The 17955-nt window shown below is 72.8% G+C and carries 15 protein-coding genes and 1 pseudogene; 11 read left to right on the forward strand and 5 right to left on the reverse strand.

The genetic code is table 11. The features are described 5' to 3' along the window. Positions 1 to 249, reverse strand: a pseudogene (locus tag ACIA6T_RS29355) (hypothetical protein); the annotation flags it as partial. Between the two features lie 54 nt (positions 250 to 303). On the opposite strand from ACIA6T_RS29355, the gene ACIA6T_RS29360 reads away from it, so the two are divergent. Next, positions 304 to 1032, forward strand: a complete 729-nt coding sequence (locus ACIA6T_RS29360; protein ID WP_399449604.1) for a hypothetical protein — start codon at positions 304 to 306, stop codon at positions 1030 to 1032. Between the two features lie 58 nt (positions 1033 to 1090). On the opposite strand, the gene ACIA6T_RS29365 is transcribed toward ACIA6T_RS29360, so the two are convergent. Further along, positions 1091 to 2389, reverse strand: a complete 1299-nt coding sequence (locus ACIA6T_RS29365; protein WP_399449519.1) for a DUF1015 domain-containing protein — start codon at positions 2387 to 2389, stop codon at positions 1091 to 1093. Between the two features lie 72 nt (positions 2390 to 2461). Between ACIA6T_RS29365 and ACIA6T_RS29370 the strand changes: the two genes are divergently transcribed. The 4 genes from ACIA6T_RS29370 to ACIA6T_RS29385 all read left to right on the forward strand — a co-directional run bounded on the left by ACIA6T_RS29370 (position 2462) and on the right by ACIA6T_RS29385 (position 6516). Then, positions 2462 to 3490, forward strand: coding sequence for an HAD hydrolase-like protein (locus tag ACIA6T_RS29370; RefSeq protein ID WP_399449520.1), 1029 nt, complete (start codon positions 2462 to 2464; stop codon positions 3488 to 3490). Positions 3491 to 3563: 73 nt separating this feature from the next. Beyond that, complete coding sequence (locus ACIA6T_RS29375; protein ID WP_399449521.1) at positions 3564 to 4607, forward strand: FecCD family ABC transporter permease; 1044 nt, start codon at positions 3564 to 3566, stop codon at positions 4605 to 4607. Next, positions 4604 to 5641, forward strand: a complete 1038-nt coding sequence (locus ACIA6T_RS29380; RefSeq protein ID WP_399449522.1) for a FecCD family ABC transporter permease — start codon at positions 4604 to 4606, stop codon at positions 5639 to 5641. Before ACIA6T_RS29375 ends, ACIA6T_RS29380 begins: the two co-directional genes overlap by 4 nt. Next, the gene (locus ACIA6T_RS29385; RefSeq protein ID WP_399449523.1) at positions 5638 to 6516 is read left to right on the forward strand and encodes an ABC transporter ATP-binding protein; all 879 of its coding nucleotides are present in this window, start codon (positions 5638 to 5640) and stop codon (positions 6514 to 6516) included. Before ACIA6T_RS29380 ends, ACIA6T_RS29385 begins: the two co-directional genes overlap by 4 nt. On the opposite strand, the gene ACIA6T_RS29390 is transcribed toward ACIA6T_RS29385, so the two are convergent. Continuing rightward, positions 6500 to 6847, reverse strand: a complete 348-nt coding sequence (locus tag ACIA6T_RS29390; protein ID WP_399449524.1) for a sterol-binding protein — start codon at positions 6845 to 6847, stop codon at positions 6500 to 6502. The genes ACIA6T_RS29385 and ACIA6T_RS29390 overlap by 17 nt on opposite strands. 42 nt (positions 6848 to 6889) lie before the next feature. Here ACIA6T_RS29390 and ACIA6T_RS29395 point away from each other — a divergent pair, with 42 nt between their 5' ends. The 5 genes from ACIA6T_RS29395 (at position 6890) to ACIA6T_RS29415 (ending at position 12092) form a co-directional block, all read left to right on the forward strand. Further along, positions 6890 to 7174, forward strand: a complete 285-nt coding sequence (locus ACIA6T_RS29395; protein ID WP_399449525.1) for a hypothetical protein — start codon at positions 6890 to 6892, stop codon at positions 7172 to 7174. A 7-nt stretch (positions 7175 to 7181) separates the two neighbouring features. Continuing rightward, on the forward strand, positions 7182 to 7997 hold the full coding sequence (locus ACIA6T_RS29400) for a TlyA family RNA methyltransferase (protein ID WP_399449526.1): 816 nt from the start codon (positions 7182 to 7184) through the stop codon (positions 7995 to 7997). Continuing rightward, on the forward strand, positions 7994 to 8899 hold the full coding sequence (locus tag ACIA6T_RS29405; protein WP_073933519.1) for an NAD kinase: 906 nt from the start codon (positions 7994 to 7996) through the stop codon (positions 8897 to 8899). The genes ACIA6T_RS29400 and ACIA6T_RS29405 overlap by 4 nt, the downstream gene beginning before the upstream one ends. A 167-nt stretch (positions 8900 to 9066) precedes the next feature. Next, positions 9067 to 10785 (forward strand): DNA repair protein RecN, encoded by a 1719-nt coding sequence (gene recN / locus ACIA6T_RS29410; protein WP_399449605.1) that lies wholly within the window; start codon positions 9067 to 9069, stop codon positions 10783 to 10785. 188 nt (positions 10786 to 10973) lie between these two features. Further along, positions 10974 to 12092, forward strand: a complete 1119-nt coding sequence (locus ACIA6T_RS29415; protein ID WP_399449527.1) for a glycosyltransferase family 4 protein — start codon at positions 10974 to 10976, stop codon at positions 12090 to 12092. Positions 12093 to 12325: 233 nt separating this feature from the next. On the opposite strand, the gene ACIA6T_RS29420 is transcribed toward ACIA6T_RS29415, so the two are convergent. Together ACIA6T_RS29420 and ACIA6T_RS29425 are read right to left on the reverse strand one after the other, a co-directional pair. Then, positions 12326 to 13957, reverse strand: coding sequence for a PucR family transcriptional regulator (locus ACIA6T_RS29420; RefSeq protein WP_399449528.1), 1632 nt, complete (start codon positions 13955 to 13957; stop codon positions 12326 to 12328). A 52-nt stretch (positions 13958 to 14009) separates the two neighbouring features. Continuing rightward, entirely contained in the window at positions 14010 to 15812 is a 1803-nt protein-coding gene (locus tag ACIA6T_RS29425) for a glycoside hydrolase family 15 protein (RefSeq protein ID WP_399449606.1), read from the reverse strand. Positions 15813 to 16273: 461 nt separating this feature from the next. Here ACIA6T_RS29425 and ACIA6T_RS29430 point away from each other — a divergent pair, with 461 nt between their 5' ends. Further along, positions 16274 to 17923, forward strand: a complete 1650-nt coding sequence (locus tag ACIA6T_RS29430) for a CTP synthase (RefSeq protein WP_399449529.1) — start codon at positions 16274 to 16276, stop codon at positions 17921 to 17923. Positions 17924 to 17955 lie beyond the last annotated feature (32 nt).

Genomic DNA, 17955 nt, shown 5'->3' on the forward strand with positions numbered 1-17955 from the left:
TTCCGTCGTGATGACCGGAGTGGCGACCGCCCGTCCTTCCGCCGGGACGACCGCGGTGACCGCGGTGGGTTCCGTCGTGACGACAGCCGTGGTGAGCGCGGTGAGCGTGGTGGTTTCGGCCGGCGTGAGGACAGCCGGGGTGGTGACCGTGGGGGCTTCCGCGGCCGTGACGACCGTGGTGGACGTGGGCCTCGGCGTGACGACCGCGGTGGGCGGCCCGGTGGGTTCCGTGGACGGGACGACCGGCACGGTGGCGGGCGTTTCCGTGAGGACCGTGACCGGGACCGCGAGCCGATCAAGCGGCTGCCGATCCCCGAGGACGTCACCGGCGAGGAGATTGACAAGGACGTACGGCAGGAGTTGCAGAGCCTGCCCAAGACGCTCGCGGAGGACGTCGCCAAGAACCTGGTGATGGTCGCCCGGCTGATCGACGAGGACCCCGAGGGCGCGTACGGCTACTCCAGGGTGGCCCTGCGACTGGCGTCGCGTGTCGCCGCCGTACGGGAGGCCGCCGGATTCGCCGCGTACGCGAACCAGAAGTACGCCGAGGCGCTCGCCGAGTTCCGGGCCGCGCGGCGGATGACCGGGACCGTGGAACTGTGGCCCCTCATGGCCGACTGCGAGCGTGGGCTCGGCCGGCCGGAGAAGGCGCTGGACATGGCCGGTGCGCCCGAGGTGCAGAAGCTGGACAAGGCCGGGCAGGTCGAGATGCGGCTCGTCGCGGCCGGCGCCCGGCGTGACATGGGGCAGCTGGACGCGGCGATCGTGACGCTGCAGAGCTCCGAGCTGGCGTCCAACTCGGTCCAGCCGTGGACCGCGCGGCTGCGCTACGCCTACGCCGACGCGCTGCACGCCGCCGGCCGGAGCGGCGAGGCACGGGAGTGGTTCGCCAAGGCCGTGGAGGCCGACCGGGACGGCAGCACGGACGCCTCCGACCGGCTGGCCGAGCTGGACGGCGTGGAGTTCACGGACGCCCTCGACGAGGACGAGGCCGACGACGCCGCGAACGAGGACGACAAGGACAAGGACTGACGTCCGAGGCGCGGTACGGGCATGAAGGGGCGGGTCTCTGCGGAGGCCCGCCCCTTCGTCACAGGTCGAGCGCGCGCAGGACCAGGCCCGACGCCGGCTTCGGGCCGAACGACGTCGACTTGCGCGGCATCGTGACCCCCTGGCGGGCGAGGTCGCGGACGACGTCCTCGTGTACCGGGTGCATCAGGACGGCCGTTCCGCCGTCGCGTTCCGCCTTCTCGACCGTGGCCGCCGTGTCGTGGATGTACGCGATGTGGGCGGGGGAGTCGGGGATACGCCAGACGTGGTCGAGGAGCGTGGCGTGCAGGACCGTCGCGTCCAGAGTGCGCCAGGCCACCGGGCGGTCCGCCGGAATCGTGCGGGCCAGCAGCTCCGGGTCCGGGCGGTCGACGAGATGGAAGGCGCCGTCCCCGGCGAGGAGGAAGGCGTTGCCCGCCGAGGCCGCCCCGCTCAGCGCGTCCATCGCCTCGGCGAGCGGTACGTCGAGACGGCGGACGCGGAACCGGCCGTCGAGCGCGGCCAGGGCGTCCGCGACCGGTAGGCCGTGCAGCAGCCGGTGGATGGCGCGCACACGCAGGGGATAGCGGGCCGTGTCGACGAGGAGCACCAGGCCGTGGTCCCAGGGGCCGGGGGAGGGGTGCTCCGCGCGGAGGCGGCGGTAGGTCGCCCAGCGGTGGTGGCCGTCGGCGATGAGGGCCTGGTGACCGGCGAGTTCCCGCTGGACCGCGGTCAGGTCGGCGGGGTCGGTGAGGGACCACAGGCGGTGGTGGAAACCGTCCTCCGTGGTGGTCGCCAGCAGGGGCGACCGCTCGGCAGCGCGCTCGATCAGGGCGGCCGTGACGGTCGCCGAGCCGTCACCCCCCTCGCCCCGGTAGGTGAGCAGCAGCGGTTCGAGGTTGGCGTAGGTGGCCCGCATCAGGTCCGCGCGGTCGGCGACGATGTGCGGCATGACGTCCTCGTGCGGCAGGACCAGCCGCTCGTCGGGGTCGGAGACGCGCAGCGCGCCGATGAGGCCGCGCTGCACCAAACCCTCGCCGTGGCGCTGCTCGTAGACGTACAGGCAGGGCGCCGGGTCGGCGGTCAGGACCCCCTCCGCGCGCCAGCGGCGCAACGTGTCGGCGGCCTGGGCGTTGCGCGCCTCGGGCGTGCCTGCCTCGGGGAGGATCAGCCGGACGATGTTGTGCGGGTCGGCGGACTGGAGATGGTGCAGGCCGTCGGGGCGGACGACGACGTCGTACGGCGGGGATGTCACGGCGGCCAGGCTGCCGACCCGGTCGGGGTCGTAACGAAGGCCTCGGAACGGGGTGAGTTCCAGGCCCCGGGGCGCCTTTGCCGTCGAGTGACCTGCAGTGTTCATCCCGGCATCGTACGGGTGTCGGTGGCATGGGGGATGATCGGGGGAAAGCCGTCGAACGAGGAGCGATGCGGAATGAGCCGGAGCGTCAGGACGAGGCCCGAGGGCAGTGGGCAGGCCCTGAGCGAGGCGTACGACACGGCGCTGCTCGACCTCGACGGTGTGGTGTACGCGGGCGGGAGCGCGATCGTCCACGCGGTCGAGTCGCTGGCCACGGCCCGCGAGGGCGGTATGCGTCTGGCCTACGTGACCAACAACGCCCTGCGCACCCCGGACGTCGTGGCCGCCCATCTGACCGAGCTGGGGATACCGGCGGAGGCCGGCGACGTCATCACCTCCGCGCAGGCGGTCGCGCGGCTGGTCGCCGAACAGGTGCCGCGGGGCGCCCGGGTGCTGGTGATCGGCGGCGAGGGGCTGCGGGTGGCGCTGCGTGAGCGCGGGCTCGTGCCGGTGGAGTCGGCGGACGACGACCCGGTGGCGGTCGTCCAGGGGTACGGCGGGCCCGAACTGCCGTGGGGGAGGTTCGCGGAGGCGTCGTACGCCGTGGCGCGCGGGCTGCCGTGGTTCGCGTCCAACACCGACCTGACGATTCCCAGCGGCCGGGGCATCGCCCCGGGCAACGGCGCGGCGGTGGAGGTCGTACGGATCGCCACGGGCGCCGAGCCGCAGGTCGCGGGCAAGCCGTTGCCGCCGATGCACCGGGAGACGATCCTGCGGACGGGCGCCGAGCGGCCGTTGGTGGTGGGGGACCGGCTGGACACGGACATCGAGGGCGCGTTCAACGGCGAGGTGGACTCGCTGCTGGTGCTCACCGGGGTGACGGACGGCGCCCGGCTGCTCGCCGCGCCGCCGCGGCACCGGCCGACGTATGTCGACGCCGATCTGCGCGGGATGCTCACCGGGCAGCCGGAGGTCGTCGGGGCGGGTGACGGGTTCCGGTGCGGTGGCTGGACGGCGACGGCCGGGGCGGGGGAGCTGGAGCTGGAGGGCGACGGCGGCGCGCTGGACGGGCTGCGTGCGCTGTGCGCGGCGGCGTGGACGGCGGCCGGGGACGGCGCGTGCGAGCTGGACGGCGGGAAGGCACTGGCACGACTGGGGTGGTGAGAGCCCTCCGTGTCACCTGGGAGGCCGGACCTCGGGATCGTGATCGAATGGGAGGGTAGGCTAACCTAACTGCGTGTTGGTCGAGAGTCCCCCCGAACAGCGCGCGGAGACCGCCCCCGCGCCCCCGAACCGCCGGGCGATACGCGTCCTCGGGCTGCTCCTCTCCGTCGTGATCCTGGTGCTCGTCGCGCTGGCGAGCATCGCGATCGGGGCGAAGGAGCTGTCCCTGGAGCAGGTCTGGCACGGCCTGTTCGAGGACTCGGGCACCTACGGCGACGTCGTCGTGGCCGACAGACTGTCACGAACCGTCCTCGGAGTGCTCGCGGGCGCCGCGCTCGGCCTGGCGGGATCGGTTCTGCAGGCGCTCACCCGCAACCCGCTGGCCGACCCCGGACTGCTCGGCATCAACGCGGGCGCGTCCGCCGCCGTTGTCACCGCCATCACCTTCTTCGGCGTCACCTCACTGTCCGGATACGTGTGGTTCGCCTTCTTCGGCGCGGCGGCCGTCGGCGCGCTGGTGTGGTTCCTCGGCGGCAGCCGGGGCGCGACGCCGGTGCGGCTGGTGCTCGCCGGTACGGCCATCAGCGCGGCGCTGTACGGCTACCTCCAGGCCATCATGATCCTCGACGACGCGGCGCTCGGCAGGATGCGTTTCTGGACGGTGGGTTCGCTGGCCTCGGGGACCGACTCGACCGTCGTCCAGGTGCTGCCGTTCCTGTTCGCCGGTTCCGTCCTGGCGCTGGCGCTCGCCCGGCCGCTCAACGCCATGGCCATGGGCGACGACACCGCCAAGGCGCTCGGCGCCAACCTCAACCGCACCCGCGCGCTGTCCATGCTCGCCGCGACCGTGCTGTGCGGGGCCGCGACCGCCGCCTGCGGGCCCATCGTCTTCGTCGGCCTGATGGTGCCGCACATCGTGCGCTCCTTCACCGGACCCGACCTGCGCTGGATCCTCCCGTACGCCGCGGTCCTGTCGCCCGTGCTGCTGCTCGGCGCCGACGTCATCGGCCGGATCGTGGCCCGGCCCGCCGAACTCCAGGTCGGCATCGTCACCGCGATCCTCGGCGGCCCGGTCTTCATTTTTCTCGTACGACGGCGGAGGACGGCCCAGCTGTGAAGACCAACCGCGCGGTGCGGACCCCCGGCGGCCTCTCGGTCCGGCTGGACGTGCGCGCCCTCACCGTCGTCGTCCTGCTGCTGCTCGCGGCGCTCACCGCGAGCGTGGTGCTGATCGGCACCGGCGACTTCCCGATCCCCGCCGGCGACGTGCTCAGGACGCTCGTCGGCGAGGGCAACGCCGGCCAGGAGTTCATCGTCACCGAACTGCGGCTGCCCCGGGTGCTGGTCGGGCTGCTCGTCGGCGCCTCCCTCGGGCTCGGCGGCGCGCTGTTCCAGTCCGTCTCCCGCAACCCGTTGGGCAGCCCGGACGTGCTCGGCCTCGGACAGGGGGCGACGGCCGGCGCCCTCACGGTGATCGTGCTGTTCTCCGGGACCGCCAACCAGGTCGCCCTCGGCGCGCTCGCCGGCGGACTGGTGACCGGGTTCGCCATCTACGCGCTCGCCTGGAAGCGGGGCGTGCACGGATACCGGCTGGTCCTGGTCGGCATCGGCGTCTCGGCGGTCGTCACGGCGGTCAACGGCTATCTGCTCACCAAGTCCGACATCGTCGACGCGGCCCGCGCGGTGGTGTGGATGACAGGATCCCTCGACGGCCGGGACTGGGACCAGGTTTGGCCGCTGCTCGCCCTGTGCGCCGTCCTCGTACCGCTGGTTCTGGCCAACTCGCGCGGCCTGCGGATGATGGAGATGGGCGACGACGTGTCGTACGCCCTCGGCGTGCGCGTGGAGCGCGTACGGCTGCTGCTGATGCTGTCGGCCGTCCTGCTCACCGCGTCCGCGACCGCCGCCGCCGGACCGGTCAGCTTCGTCGCACTCACCGCGCCCCAGCTCGCCCGGCGGCTGACCCGCTCGCCCGGCCCCAACCTGGTCGCGTCGCTGTGCATGGGCGCCGCCCTTTTGGTCACCGCCGACTGGGTGTCGCAGCGGGCGTTCGGCGCCGAGCAGCTGCCCGTGGGCGTGGTCACCGGCGTGCTCGGCGGTGTCTATCTGCTGTGGCTGCTGGTCACCGAGCGCAGGGCGGGCCGGATATGAGCGCCGGCATCACCAGCAGCGGGACGAACCACCGAAGGAGCACCGTGAACCGACTGTCCGCCGAGAACGTCACCCTGGCCTACGACCAGCGGGTCATCGCCGAACAGCTGTCGGTGGAGATACCGGACAACTCCTTCACCGTGATCGTCGGCCCCAACGCGTGCGGCAAGTCGACGCTGCTGCGGGCGCTGTCGAGGATGCTCAAGCCGAGCGAGGGGCGGGTCCTGCTCGACGGGCAGGTCATCCAGTCGATGCCGGCCAAGAAGGTCGCCCGCACCCTCGGCCTGCTGCCCCAGTCGTCCATCGCGCCCGACGGCATCACCGTCGGCGACCTGGTGGGCCGCGGCCGCTACCCGCACCAGGGCCTGCTGCGCCAGTGGTCCGCCGAGGACGAGCGCGTCGTCCAGGAGTCGATGGCCCGCACCGGCGTCGCCGAGCTGGCGGAGCGCTACGTCGACGAGCTCTCCGGCGGTCAGCGGCAGCGCGTGTGGATCGCCATGGCGCTGGCCCAGCAGACCCCGCTGCTGCTCCTCGACGAGCCGACGACCTTCCTGGACATCCAGCACCAGATCGACGTACTCGACCTCTGCGCGGACCTGCACGAGGAGCAGGGGCGCACCCTCGTCGCCGTCCTCCACGACCTCAACCACGCCGCCCGGTACGCCACCCACCTCATCGCCCTGCGCGAGGGCAAGGTCATCGCCCAGGGCGCCCCGAAGGACATCGTCACCGCCGATCTGGTCGAGGAGGTCTTCGGACTGCGCTGCCAGGTCATCGACGATCCCGAGACGGGCACCCCGCTGGTGGTGCCGGCGGCCCGCACCGCGCGGGCGAAGGACACGGCGCGGAAGGCGGTCGCTACAGAAGCTTCCTGAGGCGGAACAGGTCACGCAGACCCGCCTCGAGGCGCACCCGGCCCGAACCCCAGGCCCTGGCGAAGTGCAGTTCGCCGTCGACCAGGGCCAGCAGGTCGTCGCCCGTCATCGCGAGCCGTATCTGCGCCCTCGCGCGCGGCGGGCCGGGGAACGTCTCGTGCACCTCGATCCGGCCGCCGGTGAGCCGGCCGGCGAAGGTCACGTCCAGGTCGGTGATGTGGCAGCTGACCGAACGGTCCATCGCCACGGCCGCGCGGACGTCCCCCTCGGCGCTCGCCATGTTGTCCGAAAGCTTGTCGAGTGCGGTACGGCACTCCTCGATCGTGGCCATCGCGGACGACGGTACCGCAGCCGTTCGCGGTAGCGTCGGGGCATGAACGACGCAGTGCCGGAGGCGGAGCCCGAGCAGGCGCCGCCCCAGGACGACGGCCCCGCCGCCCCCGCGCCCCTGGACGTGCCGCGCACCCCCACCGGGCACCCCGGAGTCGACGCCCACGTGGCGCGGCTGGCCGACGCCGACCACCTCACCACGGACGGCCATGCCGAGGTGTACGAGGATGTACACCGGGGGCTGCGCGACGCGCTCACCGCGCTCGACGCCCGCCCGGGACCCCCGGGGCCTCCGGGTCCCCCGTCGGCACACGAACACAGGAGCTGAACCGAACGTGGCAGGAGTCGCACGCCGCCGTCTCGACGCGGAGCTGGTCCGCCGTAAGCTCGCGCGCTCGCGTGAGCACGCCAGCCAGCTGATCGCCGCCGGGCGGGTCAGCGTCGGCAGGACGGTCGCGACCAAGCCCGCCACGCAGGTGGAGACCGCCGCCGCGATCGTCGTCGTCGAGGACGCGGGCGACCCGGACTACGTCTCGCGCGGCGGCCACAAGCTGGCCGGCGCCCTGGACGCGTTCGTGCCGCAGGGGCTGGTCGTCGAGGGACGGCGGGCGCTCGACGCCGGCGCCTCCACCGGTGGCTTCACCGACGTCCTGCTGCGGGCCGGCGCCGCGCACGTGGTCGCCGTGGACGTCGGATACGGACAACTCGCCTGGACTCTGCGGAACGATGAACGCGTCACCGTCAAGGACCGTACGAACGTACGGGAGTTGACGCTCGAGGTCATCGATGGGGAGCCTGTGGATCTTGTCGTGGGGGATCTGTCCTTCATCCCGCTCGGACTGGTGCTGCCCGCCCTGAAGCGATGCGTGAAGCCGGACGCCGACCTGGTGATGATGGTGAAGCCGCAGTTCGAGGTGGGCAAGGAACGGCTGGGCAGCGGCGGAGTCGTCCGCAGCCCGCAGCTGCGCGCCGAGGCCGTGCGCGGGGTGGCCGCGAAGGCCTGGGAGCTGGGGCTCGGAGCGAAGGGCGTGACGGCGAGTCCGCTGCCCGGACCCTCCGGGAATGTCGAATACTTCCTGTGGCTACGGGCCGGGGCTCCGGAACTGGACCCGGCCGACGTTGACCGTGCTGTGGCGGAGGGGCCGCGTTGACACAGAACCGAGCTCGTACTGTTTTCCTGCTGGCCCACACCGGGCGGCCCGCGGCCATCCGCAGCGCCGAGCTCGTGGTCAAGGGCCTGTTGCGCTCCGGTCTCGGGGTGCGGGTCCTGGAGGACGAGGCCCGCGACCTGCCGCTCCCGGACGACGTGGAGACCGTCAAGGAGGCCACCCCGCAGTGCCTGGACGACTGCGAGCTGCTGATAGTGCTGGGCGGTGACGGCACCCTGCTGCGCGGCGCCGAGTTCGCCCGCGCCTCCGGGGTGCCCATGCTGGGCGTCAACCTCGGGCGGGTCGGGTTCCTCGCCGAGGCCGAGCGGGACGACCTGGACAAGGTCGTCGACCGGGTGGTGAGCCGGGCGTACGAGGTCGAGGAGCGGATGACCGTCGACGTCGTGGTGCACCGCAACGGCGACATCGTGCACACGGACTGGGCGCTGAACGAGGCGGCCGTGCAGAAGGTGTCCGCCGAGCGGATGCTGGAGGTCGTCCTGGAGATCGACGGACGGCCGGTCACCGGATTCGGCTGCGACGGGATCGTGTGCGCGACCCCGACCGGGTCCACCGCGTACGCCTTCTCCGCCGGCGGGCCCGTGGTGTGGCCCGAGGTCGAGGCGCTGCTGATGGTGCCGATCTCGGCGCACGCGCTGTTCGCCAAGCCGTTGGTGACCTCGCCGGACTCGGTGCTGGCGGTGGAGATGCTGCCGCATGTCCCTCCGGGGGTGTTGTGGTGCGACGGGCGACGGACCGTCGAGCTGCCGGTCGGTGCGCGGGTGGAGGTGCGGCGGGGGGCCGTGCCGGTGCGGTTGGCAAGGTTGCACCATGCTTCCTTTACTGACCGGTTGGTCGCGAAGTTCGCGTTGCCCGTGTCCGGGTGGCGGGGTGCGCCTCATTAGCGGCTTCGCCGTGGGGCGCGAGGAGCGTAGGCGCTGCGGGTGGGTCGTGGCTTGTCGCGCAGTTCCCCGCGCCCCTGGAGGGGCGCTTCCACTCGCCCGGGTGACAAGGGCGGGGCGGTCGCACTCCCCGGCTTCGACCTCGTAAGGTCGTGTGCGTGCTTGAGGAGATGCGGATACGGTCACTCGGGGTCATCGACGACGCTGTTGTCGAGCTGTCGCCCGGCTTCACCGCCGTCACCGGTGAGACGGGTGCGGGCAAGACCATGGTGGTCACCAGCCTGGGCCTGCTGCTGGGCGGACGTGCGGATGCGGCCCTGGTGCGGATCGGCGCGCGGAACGCGGTGGTCGAAGGACGGATCGCCGTGCCCGAGGGCGCCGCGGCCGTCGTACGGGCCGAGGAGGCCGGGGCCGAGCTGGACGACGGGACGCTGCTGGTCAGCCGGACCGTTTCCGCCGAAGGGCGGTCACGGGCGCACCTGGGCGGGCGGAGCGTGCCCGTGGGGCTGCTCGCCGAGCTCGCCGACGACCTGGTGGCCGTGCACGGGCAGACCGACCAGCAGGGGCTGCTGAAGCTGTCCCGGCAGCGGCAGGCGCTCGACCGGTACGCCGGGTACGCGGTCGCCGTGCCGCTCGGCAAGTACGGCGAGGCGTACAAGCGGCTGCGGGCCGTGGCCACGGAGCTGGAGCAGATCACCACGCGCGCGCGTGAGCGGGCCCAGGAGGCCGACCTGCTGCGCTTCGGGCTGGAGGAGATCGCCGCCGTGGAGCCCCGCGCGGGCGAGGACGTGGAGCTGGCGGAGGAGGCCGAGCGGCTCGGGCACGCCGAGGCGCTGGCGTCCGCCGCGGCGGTCGCGCACGCCGCGCTCGCGGGCAATCCGGAGGACCCCGAGGACGTGGACGCCGGGACGCTCGTCGCGGGCGCCCAGCGGGCCCTGGAGGCCGTACGGGCGCACGATCCGTCGCTGGCCGCGCTGACCGACCGGATCGGGGAGGTCGGCATCCTGCTGCGGGACGTGGCCGGGGAGCTGGCGGGGTACGCCGACGACCTGGACGCCGATCCGCTGCGGCTGGCGGCGGTGGAGGAGCGGCGGGCCGCGCTCACCGGGCTGACCCGGAAGTACGGCGAGGACATCGCGTCGGTGCTGGCGTGGGCCGAGCAGGGCGCCGCGCGGCTGACCGAACTGGACGGCGACGACGAGCGGATCGGGGAGCTGACCGCCGAGCGTGACGCGCTCCGCGCGGAGCTGGGCGTCCTGGCGCAGGAGCTGACGGACGCGCGGACGGAGGCGGCGCAGCGGTTCGCGTCGGCGGTCACCGCCGAGCTGGCCTCGCTCGCCATGCCGCACGCGCGCGTGTCGTTCGAGATCCGGCAGACCGAGGACCCGGAGGGCGTCGAGGTGGACGGGCGCACGGTGGCCTACGGGCCGTCGGGCGTGGACGAGGTGGAGCTGCTGCTCGCCCCGCACCCCGGGGCGCCGCCCCGGCCCATCGCCAAGGGCGCGTCGGGTGGTGAGCTGTCGCGCGTGATGCTGGCCGTGGAGGTGGTGTTCGCGGGTACGGACCCCGTGCCGACGTACCTCTTCGACGAGGTCGACGCCGGTGTCGGCGGCAAGGCGGCGGTCGAGATCGGCCGGCGGCTGGCGAAGCTGGCGAAGACCGCGCAGGTCGTGGTCGTCACGCACCTGCCGCAGGTGGCCGCGTTCGCCGACCGGCAGCTGCTGGTGGAGAAGACCAACGACGGCTCGGTCACCCGCTCCGGAGTGAAGGTGCTCGAAGGGGAGGACCGCATCCGCGAACTCTCCCGCATGCTCGCCGGCCAGGAGGACTCCGAGACGGCCCGGGCCCACGCGGAGGAGCTGCTGGCGACGGCCCGGGCGGACGTGTAGCCGGGGGAGGGCGAGGTTCCGTCACTCGTGTGGGTGACATGTTGTTCTGTGCGGACTCGGGCCCGTGACGTCGGCGTTGCCGGAACGGCCTTACGGCCTGGCATCCTTGACGGAGTACGGCGAGGACGTCGTCCGATCCTTCTGTACGTTCTTCGGGACCGCACGAACCGAACCAGGAGCCCGGCCACGTGACCCCCGTGAGCAGCCACTCACCGCTGCGCACCGTGCAGGTGCTGGGCGGTGGCAACGCCGCCAGCAGCGCCCATGTGCGCTCGCTGGCCGCGGGGCTCGTCGCGAGGGGCGTGCGGGTCACGGTGTGCGCCCCCGTCGAGGCGGATCACACCTACGACTTCACCGGGGTCGGCGCCGACCACGTGCACGTGCCGCGCAGCAGCGACCCGGGGTCGGTGGCCGCGCTCCGGGCCGCCTGCACGGGTGCCGACCTGGTCCACGCGCACGGGCTGCACGCCTCCTTCCGCACCGTGCTCGCCCTGAGCGGACGGCGTACCCCGCTCGTCGTCACCTGGCACGACCGGGCGCACGCCGACGGCCCGCGCGCCCGCTTCCTGCGCGTGCTGGAGCGGCGGGTCGCCAAGGCGGCCACGGTGGTGCTCGGGACGACCTCCGCCCTCGTCGACCGGGCGCGCCGCACGGGCGCGCGGGACGCCCGGCTGGCCGCCGTGTCCCTCCCCGGGCCCCGCACCTCCCCGGTGCCGGACGACCCCGACCGGCTGCGGCCCAAGGTTCGGGCCGAACTCGGCGCCATCGGACGCCCGTTGCTCATCGCCGTCGGCTCCCTCGAACGGCACCGGGGCTACGACGTCCTGCTGGACGCCACACACGCGTGGCGGCGCCTGGACCCGGTACCGCTGGTGGTGCTCGCCGGGGAGGGGGCGCTGCGCGGCGAACTCCAGCGCAGGATCGAGGAGGAGAAGCTGCCGGTCCGGCTCGTCGGCCGGCGCGACGACATCTCCGATCTGCTGGCCGCCGCCGACATCGCGCTGCTGCCGAGCCGTTGGGAGTCGCGCTCCCCGCTCGCCCAGGAGGCCCTCCACGCGCGCGTGCCGCTCGTCGCGACCGAGGTGGGCGGCGTCCCCGAACTCGTCGGCGACGCCGCCGAACTCGTCCCGTACGGCAACGCGCGGGCGCTCGCGGACGCCGTCGTACGGCTGCTGGACGACCCCGACCGCCGGGAACTGCTCAAGGAGCGCGGGGTACGGCAGGCCGCCACCTGGCCGACCGAGGACGAGACGGTCGCCCAAGTACTGAGCGTGTACGACGAGCTGACGCAGCTCAGGCCGCTCTGAGGCGGCGGCTCCCGGGTTCAGGGGACGTGTCGTCGGGCGTGTGGGGTCGGTGCCGTGTGCGGGTTGTCGAGGTCGGTGGCCGGAAACTCGCCGATCAGGCCGCTCCGAGGCGGTGGTCCCCGGGTTCAGGGGACGTGTCGTCGGGCGTGTGGGGTCGGTGCCGTGTGCGGGTTGTCGAGGTCGGTGGCCGGAAACTCGCCGATCAGGCCGCTCCGAGGCGGTGGTCCCCGGGTTCAGGGGACGTGCCGTCGGGCGCGTAGGGCCAGGTTCAGGGCCAGTGCCGTGTGCGGGTCGTCGAGGTCGGTGGTCAGCAACTCGCCGATGCGGGCGAGCCTGTTGTAGAGCGTCTGCCGGTTCAGATGGAGTTCGCGGGCCGTCTCCGCCTTGCGTCCGGCGTGCGCCAGATAGGTCTCCAGGGTGGGCAGCAGGGGCGGCTTGGAACGGCGGTCGTGGTCCAGCACCGGACCGATCGCGCGGTCCACGAAGTCCGCCAGGTCCGGGTGGTCGCGCAGCCGCCACAGCAGCAGGTCGATGTCCAGCCGCCGGGCGTCGTACCAGGGGCGGTCCGGCAGCCCCTGCGCCGCCGTCGCCGTCTCCGCCGCGTGCCGCAGCCCCGTCGACGCCGCCGTCCAGCCGCCGGCCGGCCCGACCACCACGACGGGCGGCCGGCCCCCGGGCCGCAGCATCCCCGCCCGCTCCACGCCCGCCCGCAGCGCCGCCGCCACCCGGTCCGCGACCGCCGGCCGTTCGGCCTCCGCGCGGAGCCCCAGCAGCAGCGGCACCCGCCCCTCCACCGGCCGCACACCCAGCAGGACGGGCACCCCGAGCGAGGCCAGTTCCTCACCCACCGCGCGGACCAGCACCGCCCAGCCGCCGCCCTGCGGGGACAACGCGTCGCCGAGCCGCATCACCACCGGCAGCAGCGGCCCGGTCCCCGGCTTGAAGCCCAGCACGCGCGCCTGCGCGGGCGCGTCCGCCGCGTCGACGCGGCCCTCGGCGAGGTCGGTGAGGAAGTCCCCGCGCCCCCGCGCCGCCAGCTCCTCCTCCTGACGCGCCTGCATCAGCACCACGGCGAGCAGGCCGGCCGCCCGCTCGGCCGCCATGCGGTGCACCGGTTCCGGCGCGCTGCGCACCGGAAGCAGTACCAGCCGCGCCCGTACGCCGCCGCTGCCGGGGCCGCCACCGGGCACGTCCACGAGCGCCGAACCGGCCGGCGGGGCGTCCTGGTGCCGGTCGCGCAGCCCCTCCCACACCTGGAGCGGGTCCGCGCCCTCGGGCCCCTCACCGGCCGCGTACAGCAGCCGGCCGTCGGTCGTCTCCAGGAACACCGGGTTGCCGGTGAACCCGGCGAGGATCTCCAGCACCCGGGGAACCCCGCCGCCGCCCAGCAGCGCCTCGGTGCACCGGCGGTGCACCTCCTCCGCGCGTTGCAGCAGCGCGTAGTGCCCGTTGACGATCTCGGTGTGGATCTCCTCGGTGACCGCCACGAACGGCACCTCACGGTGCAGCTGGACCAGCGGCAGCCCCGCCGCCCTGGCCGAGTCGACGAGGGCGGCGGGCAGCCGGGAGAAGCGCGGGCCCAGCTCGACGACGAGGGCCGCGATGCCCCGCTCGGCCAGCGTGCGCACGAACGCCCGCTGGTCGGCGGGGCGGGTGCCGAGCCCGTACCCGGTGGTCAGCAGCAGCTCACCGCCCTTGAGCAGCGAGGCGATGTTGGGCACCTCACCGGCGTGCACCCAGCGCACCGTGCGGCCCAGCCGGTCGGTGCCCGCCACGACCTCCGGCAGCCCACCGCGCAGCCCGGGCAGCTCCAGCGCCCGCCGCACGGTGATCCCGGCGCCCCGGGTGTCGTATCCGCTGTCCATACCGGGACGCTACCTGCGCGGATGCCGGCGGTACATCCGCGGGGCCGGGGCCTCAGCCCCCGTACGCCCCCGAGGCCGTCAGCCGCAGGGCCGTGTCGATGAGGGGGACGTGGCTGAAGGCCTGGGGGAAGTTGCCGACCTGGCGCTGCAGGCGCGGGTCCCACTCCTCCGCCAGCAGGCCGAGGTCGTTGCGCAGGGAGAGCAGCTTCTCGAAGAGCTTCCGTGCCTCGTCGACCCGGCCGATCATCGCCAGGTCGTCCGCCATCCAGAACGAGCAGGCGAGGAACGCGCCCTCGTCGCCCGGCAGACCGTCGACGCCCTCGTGCTCGCCCTCCGTCGGGTAGCGCAGGATGAAGCCGTCGGACGTGGACAGTTCGCGCTGGATCGCCTCGATGGTGCCGATCACCCGCTTGTCGTCCGGCGGCAGGAAGCCCATCTGCGGGATCAGCAGCAGGGAGGCGTCCAGCACCTTCGAGCCGTAGGACTGCGTGAAGGTGTTGCGCTCCTTGTCGTAGCCCTTCTCGCACACGTCCCGGTGGATGTCGTCGCGCAGCCCCTTCCACTCCTCCAGCGGGCCGTCGGCGTCGCCGGACTCGATCAGTTTGATGGTGCGGTCGACGGCGACCCAGGCCATCACCTTGGAGTGCACGAAGTGGCGGCGCGGGCCGCGCACCTCCCAGATGCCCTCGTCCGGCTCCTGCCAGTGCTTCTCCAGGTAGCGGATCAGCTTGAGCTGGAGCAGCGAGGCGTAGTCGTTGCGGGCCAGACCGGTCATGTGGGCCAGGTGCAGGGCCTCGGTGACCTCGCCGTACACATCCAGCTGGAGCTGGTGCGCGGCGCCGTTGCCCACCCGGACCGGGGCGGAGTCCTCGTAGCCGGGCAGCCAGTCGAGCTCCGCCTCGCCGAGCTCGCGCTCACCGGCGATGCCGTACATGATCTGCAGGTTCTCCGGGTCGCCCGCCACCGCGCGGAGCAGCCACTCGCGCCAGGCGCGGGCCTCCTCGCGGTAGCCGGTGCGCAGCAGCGACGACAGGGTGATCGCCGCGTCCCGCAGCCAGGTGTAGCGGTAGTCCCAGTTGCGGACGCCGCCGATGTCCTCCGGCAGGGAGGTGGTGGGCGCGGCCACGATGCCGCCGGTCGGGGCGTACGTCAGCGCCTTCAACGTGATCAGGGAGCGGATCACGGCCTCGCGGTAGGGGCCGTGGTACGTACAGTGCTCCACCCACTCGCGCCAGAACTCCTCGGTCGCCTCCAGCGACTGCTCCGGCTCCGGCAGCGGCGGCGGCTGCTTGTGCGAGGGCTCCCAGGAGATGGTGAACGCGATCCGCTCGCCCGGCGCGACGGTGAAGTCCGCGTACGTGGTCAGTTCCTCGCCGTAGGTGGGGGCGGAGGTGTCGAACCACACGGAGTCCGGGCCCGCGACGGCGACCGTGCGCCCCTCGTGGCGGTGCACCCAGGGGACGATCCTGCCGTAGGAGAACCGCATCCGCAGCGCCGAGCGCATGGGGACCCGGCCCGAGACGCCCTCCACGATCCGGATCAGCTGCGGGGCGCCGTCGCGCGGGGGCATGAAATCGGTCACCCGGACCGTGCCGCGCGGGGTGTCCCACTCCGACTCCAGGATCAGCGAGTCGCCGCGGTAGCCGCGCCGGGTCGCCGTGGGCGGTTCGGCGTCGTCGGCGTGCGCGGGACCCAGCCGCCAGAAGCCGTGTTCCTCGGTGCCCAGCAGACCGGCGAAGATGGCGTGGGAGTCGAAACGGGGCAGGCACAGCCAGTCGACTGTGCCGTCCCGGCAGACCAGCGCGGCGGTCTGCATGTCTCCGATGAGTGCGTAGTCTTCGATGCGCCCGGCCACGTGCAACTCCAGTCGAACGGCCACGTCACCCCGCAAGGGGGTTGTCGCTTGGTGCGGTCAAGGGGTTTTGAAATGCGTCGTTGAGCTGTGAAGCGAAACAGTCGCCCAGCCTTGCATGCAAAGCGCCATCTCTGCTCAACGAACTGACGAGCTCACGTTGTTCCGGAGGTCACGGGCGGGGGTGGTGCCGTTCGGCCGGCCGGGCTCGGCAGCGAGTGTCCGAGCAGGATACGACGCACGTAGATGATCTGTGTGCGCTCCGCGGAAACCGGGCTCCGCCGAACGAGTGACCAACGGGTGAGGGTCCCGTGTGCGGTACTCGCCCGTGGCGGCGCGTGCGCGGAGCGTGGCCGGGCGCCATCCCTCCGCGGCGCTGATACGCTGGTAGCCCGTGGACCGGTGGGCGAGAAAGCCCCGGAACCGCACCCACAAGCCGCGACCACGGGAGCCCCCTCTTGGCCATGCCGCCCAAATCTTCGACGACCAAGCACATCTTCGTCACCGGGGGTGTCGCCTCCTCGCTCGGCAAGGGGCTCACCGCCTCCAGCCTGGGCATGCTGCTCAAGGCCCGGGGTCTGCGCGTCGTGATGCAGAAGCTCGACCCGTACCTCAACGTCGACCCGGGGACGATGAACCCCTTCCAGCACGGTGAGGTGTTCGTCACCAACGACGGCGCCGAGACCGACCTGGACATCGGCCACTACGAGCGGTTCCTCGACCGCGACCTGGACGGCTCGGCCAACGTCACCACCGGCCAGGTCTACTCGACGGTGATCGCCAAGGAGCGGCGCGGCGAGTACCTGGGCGACACCGTGCAGGTCATTCCGCACATCACCAACGAGATCAAGCACCGCATCCGCCGCATGGCGACCGACGAGGTCGACGTGGTGATCACGGAGGTCGGCGGCACGGTCGGCGACATCGAGTCGCTGCCGTTCCTGGAGACCGTCCGCCAGGTCCGGCACGAGGTCGGCCGGGACAACGTGTTTGTGGTGCACATCTCGCTCCTGCCGTACATCGGCCCCTCGGGTGAGCTGAAGACGAAGCCGACCCAGCACTCGGTCGCCGCGCTGCGCAACATCGGTATCCAGCCGGACGCGATCGTGCTGCGCTGCGACCGCGAGGTGCCCACCGCGATCAAGCGGAAGATCTCGCTGATGTGCGACGTCGACGAGGCCGCCGTGGTGGCCTGCCCCGACGCCCGCTCGATCTACGACATCCCGAAGGTCGTGCACTCCGAGGGCCTGGACGCCTATGTCGTGCGCAAGCTCGACCTGCCGTTCCGGGACGTGGACTGGACGACCTGGGACGACCTGCTCGACCGCGTCCACAACCCCGACCACGAGATCGTCATGGCCCTGGTCGGCAAGTACATCGACCTGCCCGACGCCTACCTCTCGGTCACCGAGGCGCTGCGCGCGGGCGGCTTCGCCAACAAGGCCCGCGTGAAGATCAAGTGGGTCACCTCCGACGACTGCAAGACCCCGGCCGGCGCCCAGGCGCAGCTCGGTGACGTCGACGCCATCTGCATCCCCGGCGGCTTCGGTGACCGCGGTGTGCTCGGCAAGGTCGGCGCGATCAAGTACGCCCGCGAGAACCGCATCCCGCTGCTGGGCCTGTGCCTCGGTCTGCAGTGCATCGTGATCGAGGCCGCGCGCAGCCTCGCGGACGTCTCCGACGCCAACTCCACCGAGTTCGACCCGGGCACCGCCCACCCGGTGATCTCCACCATGGCCGAGCAGATGGACATCGTCGCCGGTGAGGGCGACATGGGCGGCACCATGCGGCTCGGCATGTACCCGGCGAAGCTGGCCGAGGGCTCCATCGTGCGCGAGGTGTACGACGGCAAGGAGTACGTGGAGGAGCGCCACCGGCACCGCTACGAGGTGAACAACGCCTACCGCGCGGAGCTGGAGAAGAAGGCGGGCATCGTCTTCTCCGGCACCTCCCCGGACGGCAAGCTCGTCGAGTACGTCGAGTACCCGCGCGAGGTCCACCCGTACCTGGTCGCGACCCAGGCGCACCCGGAGCTGCGCTCGCGTCCGACCCGTCCGCACCCGCTCTTCGCGGGCCTGGTGAAGGCCGCGGTGGAGCGGAAGATCTCGAAGTAACACACCCGGTTGTACGGTGGCCGGGGCGCGAA

This window comes from Streptomyces sp. NPDC051740 (genome assembly GCF_044453165.1).
GTDB classification, from domain to species: Bacteria; Actinomycetota; Actinomycetes; order Streptomycetales; family Streptomycetaceae; genus Streptomyces; species Streptomyces atrovirens.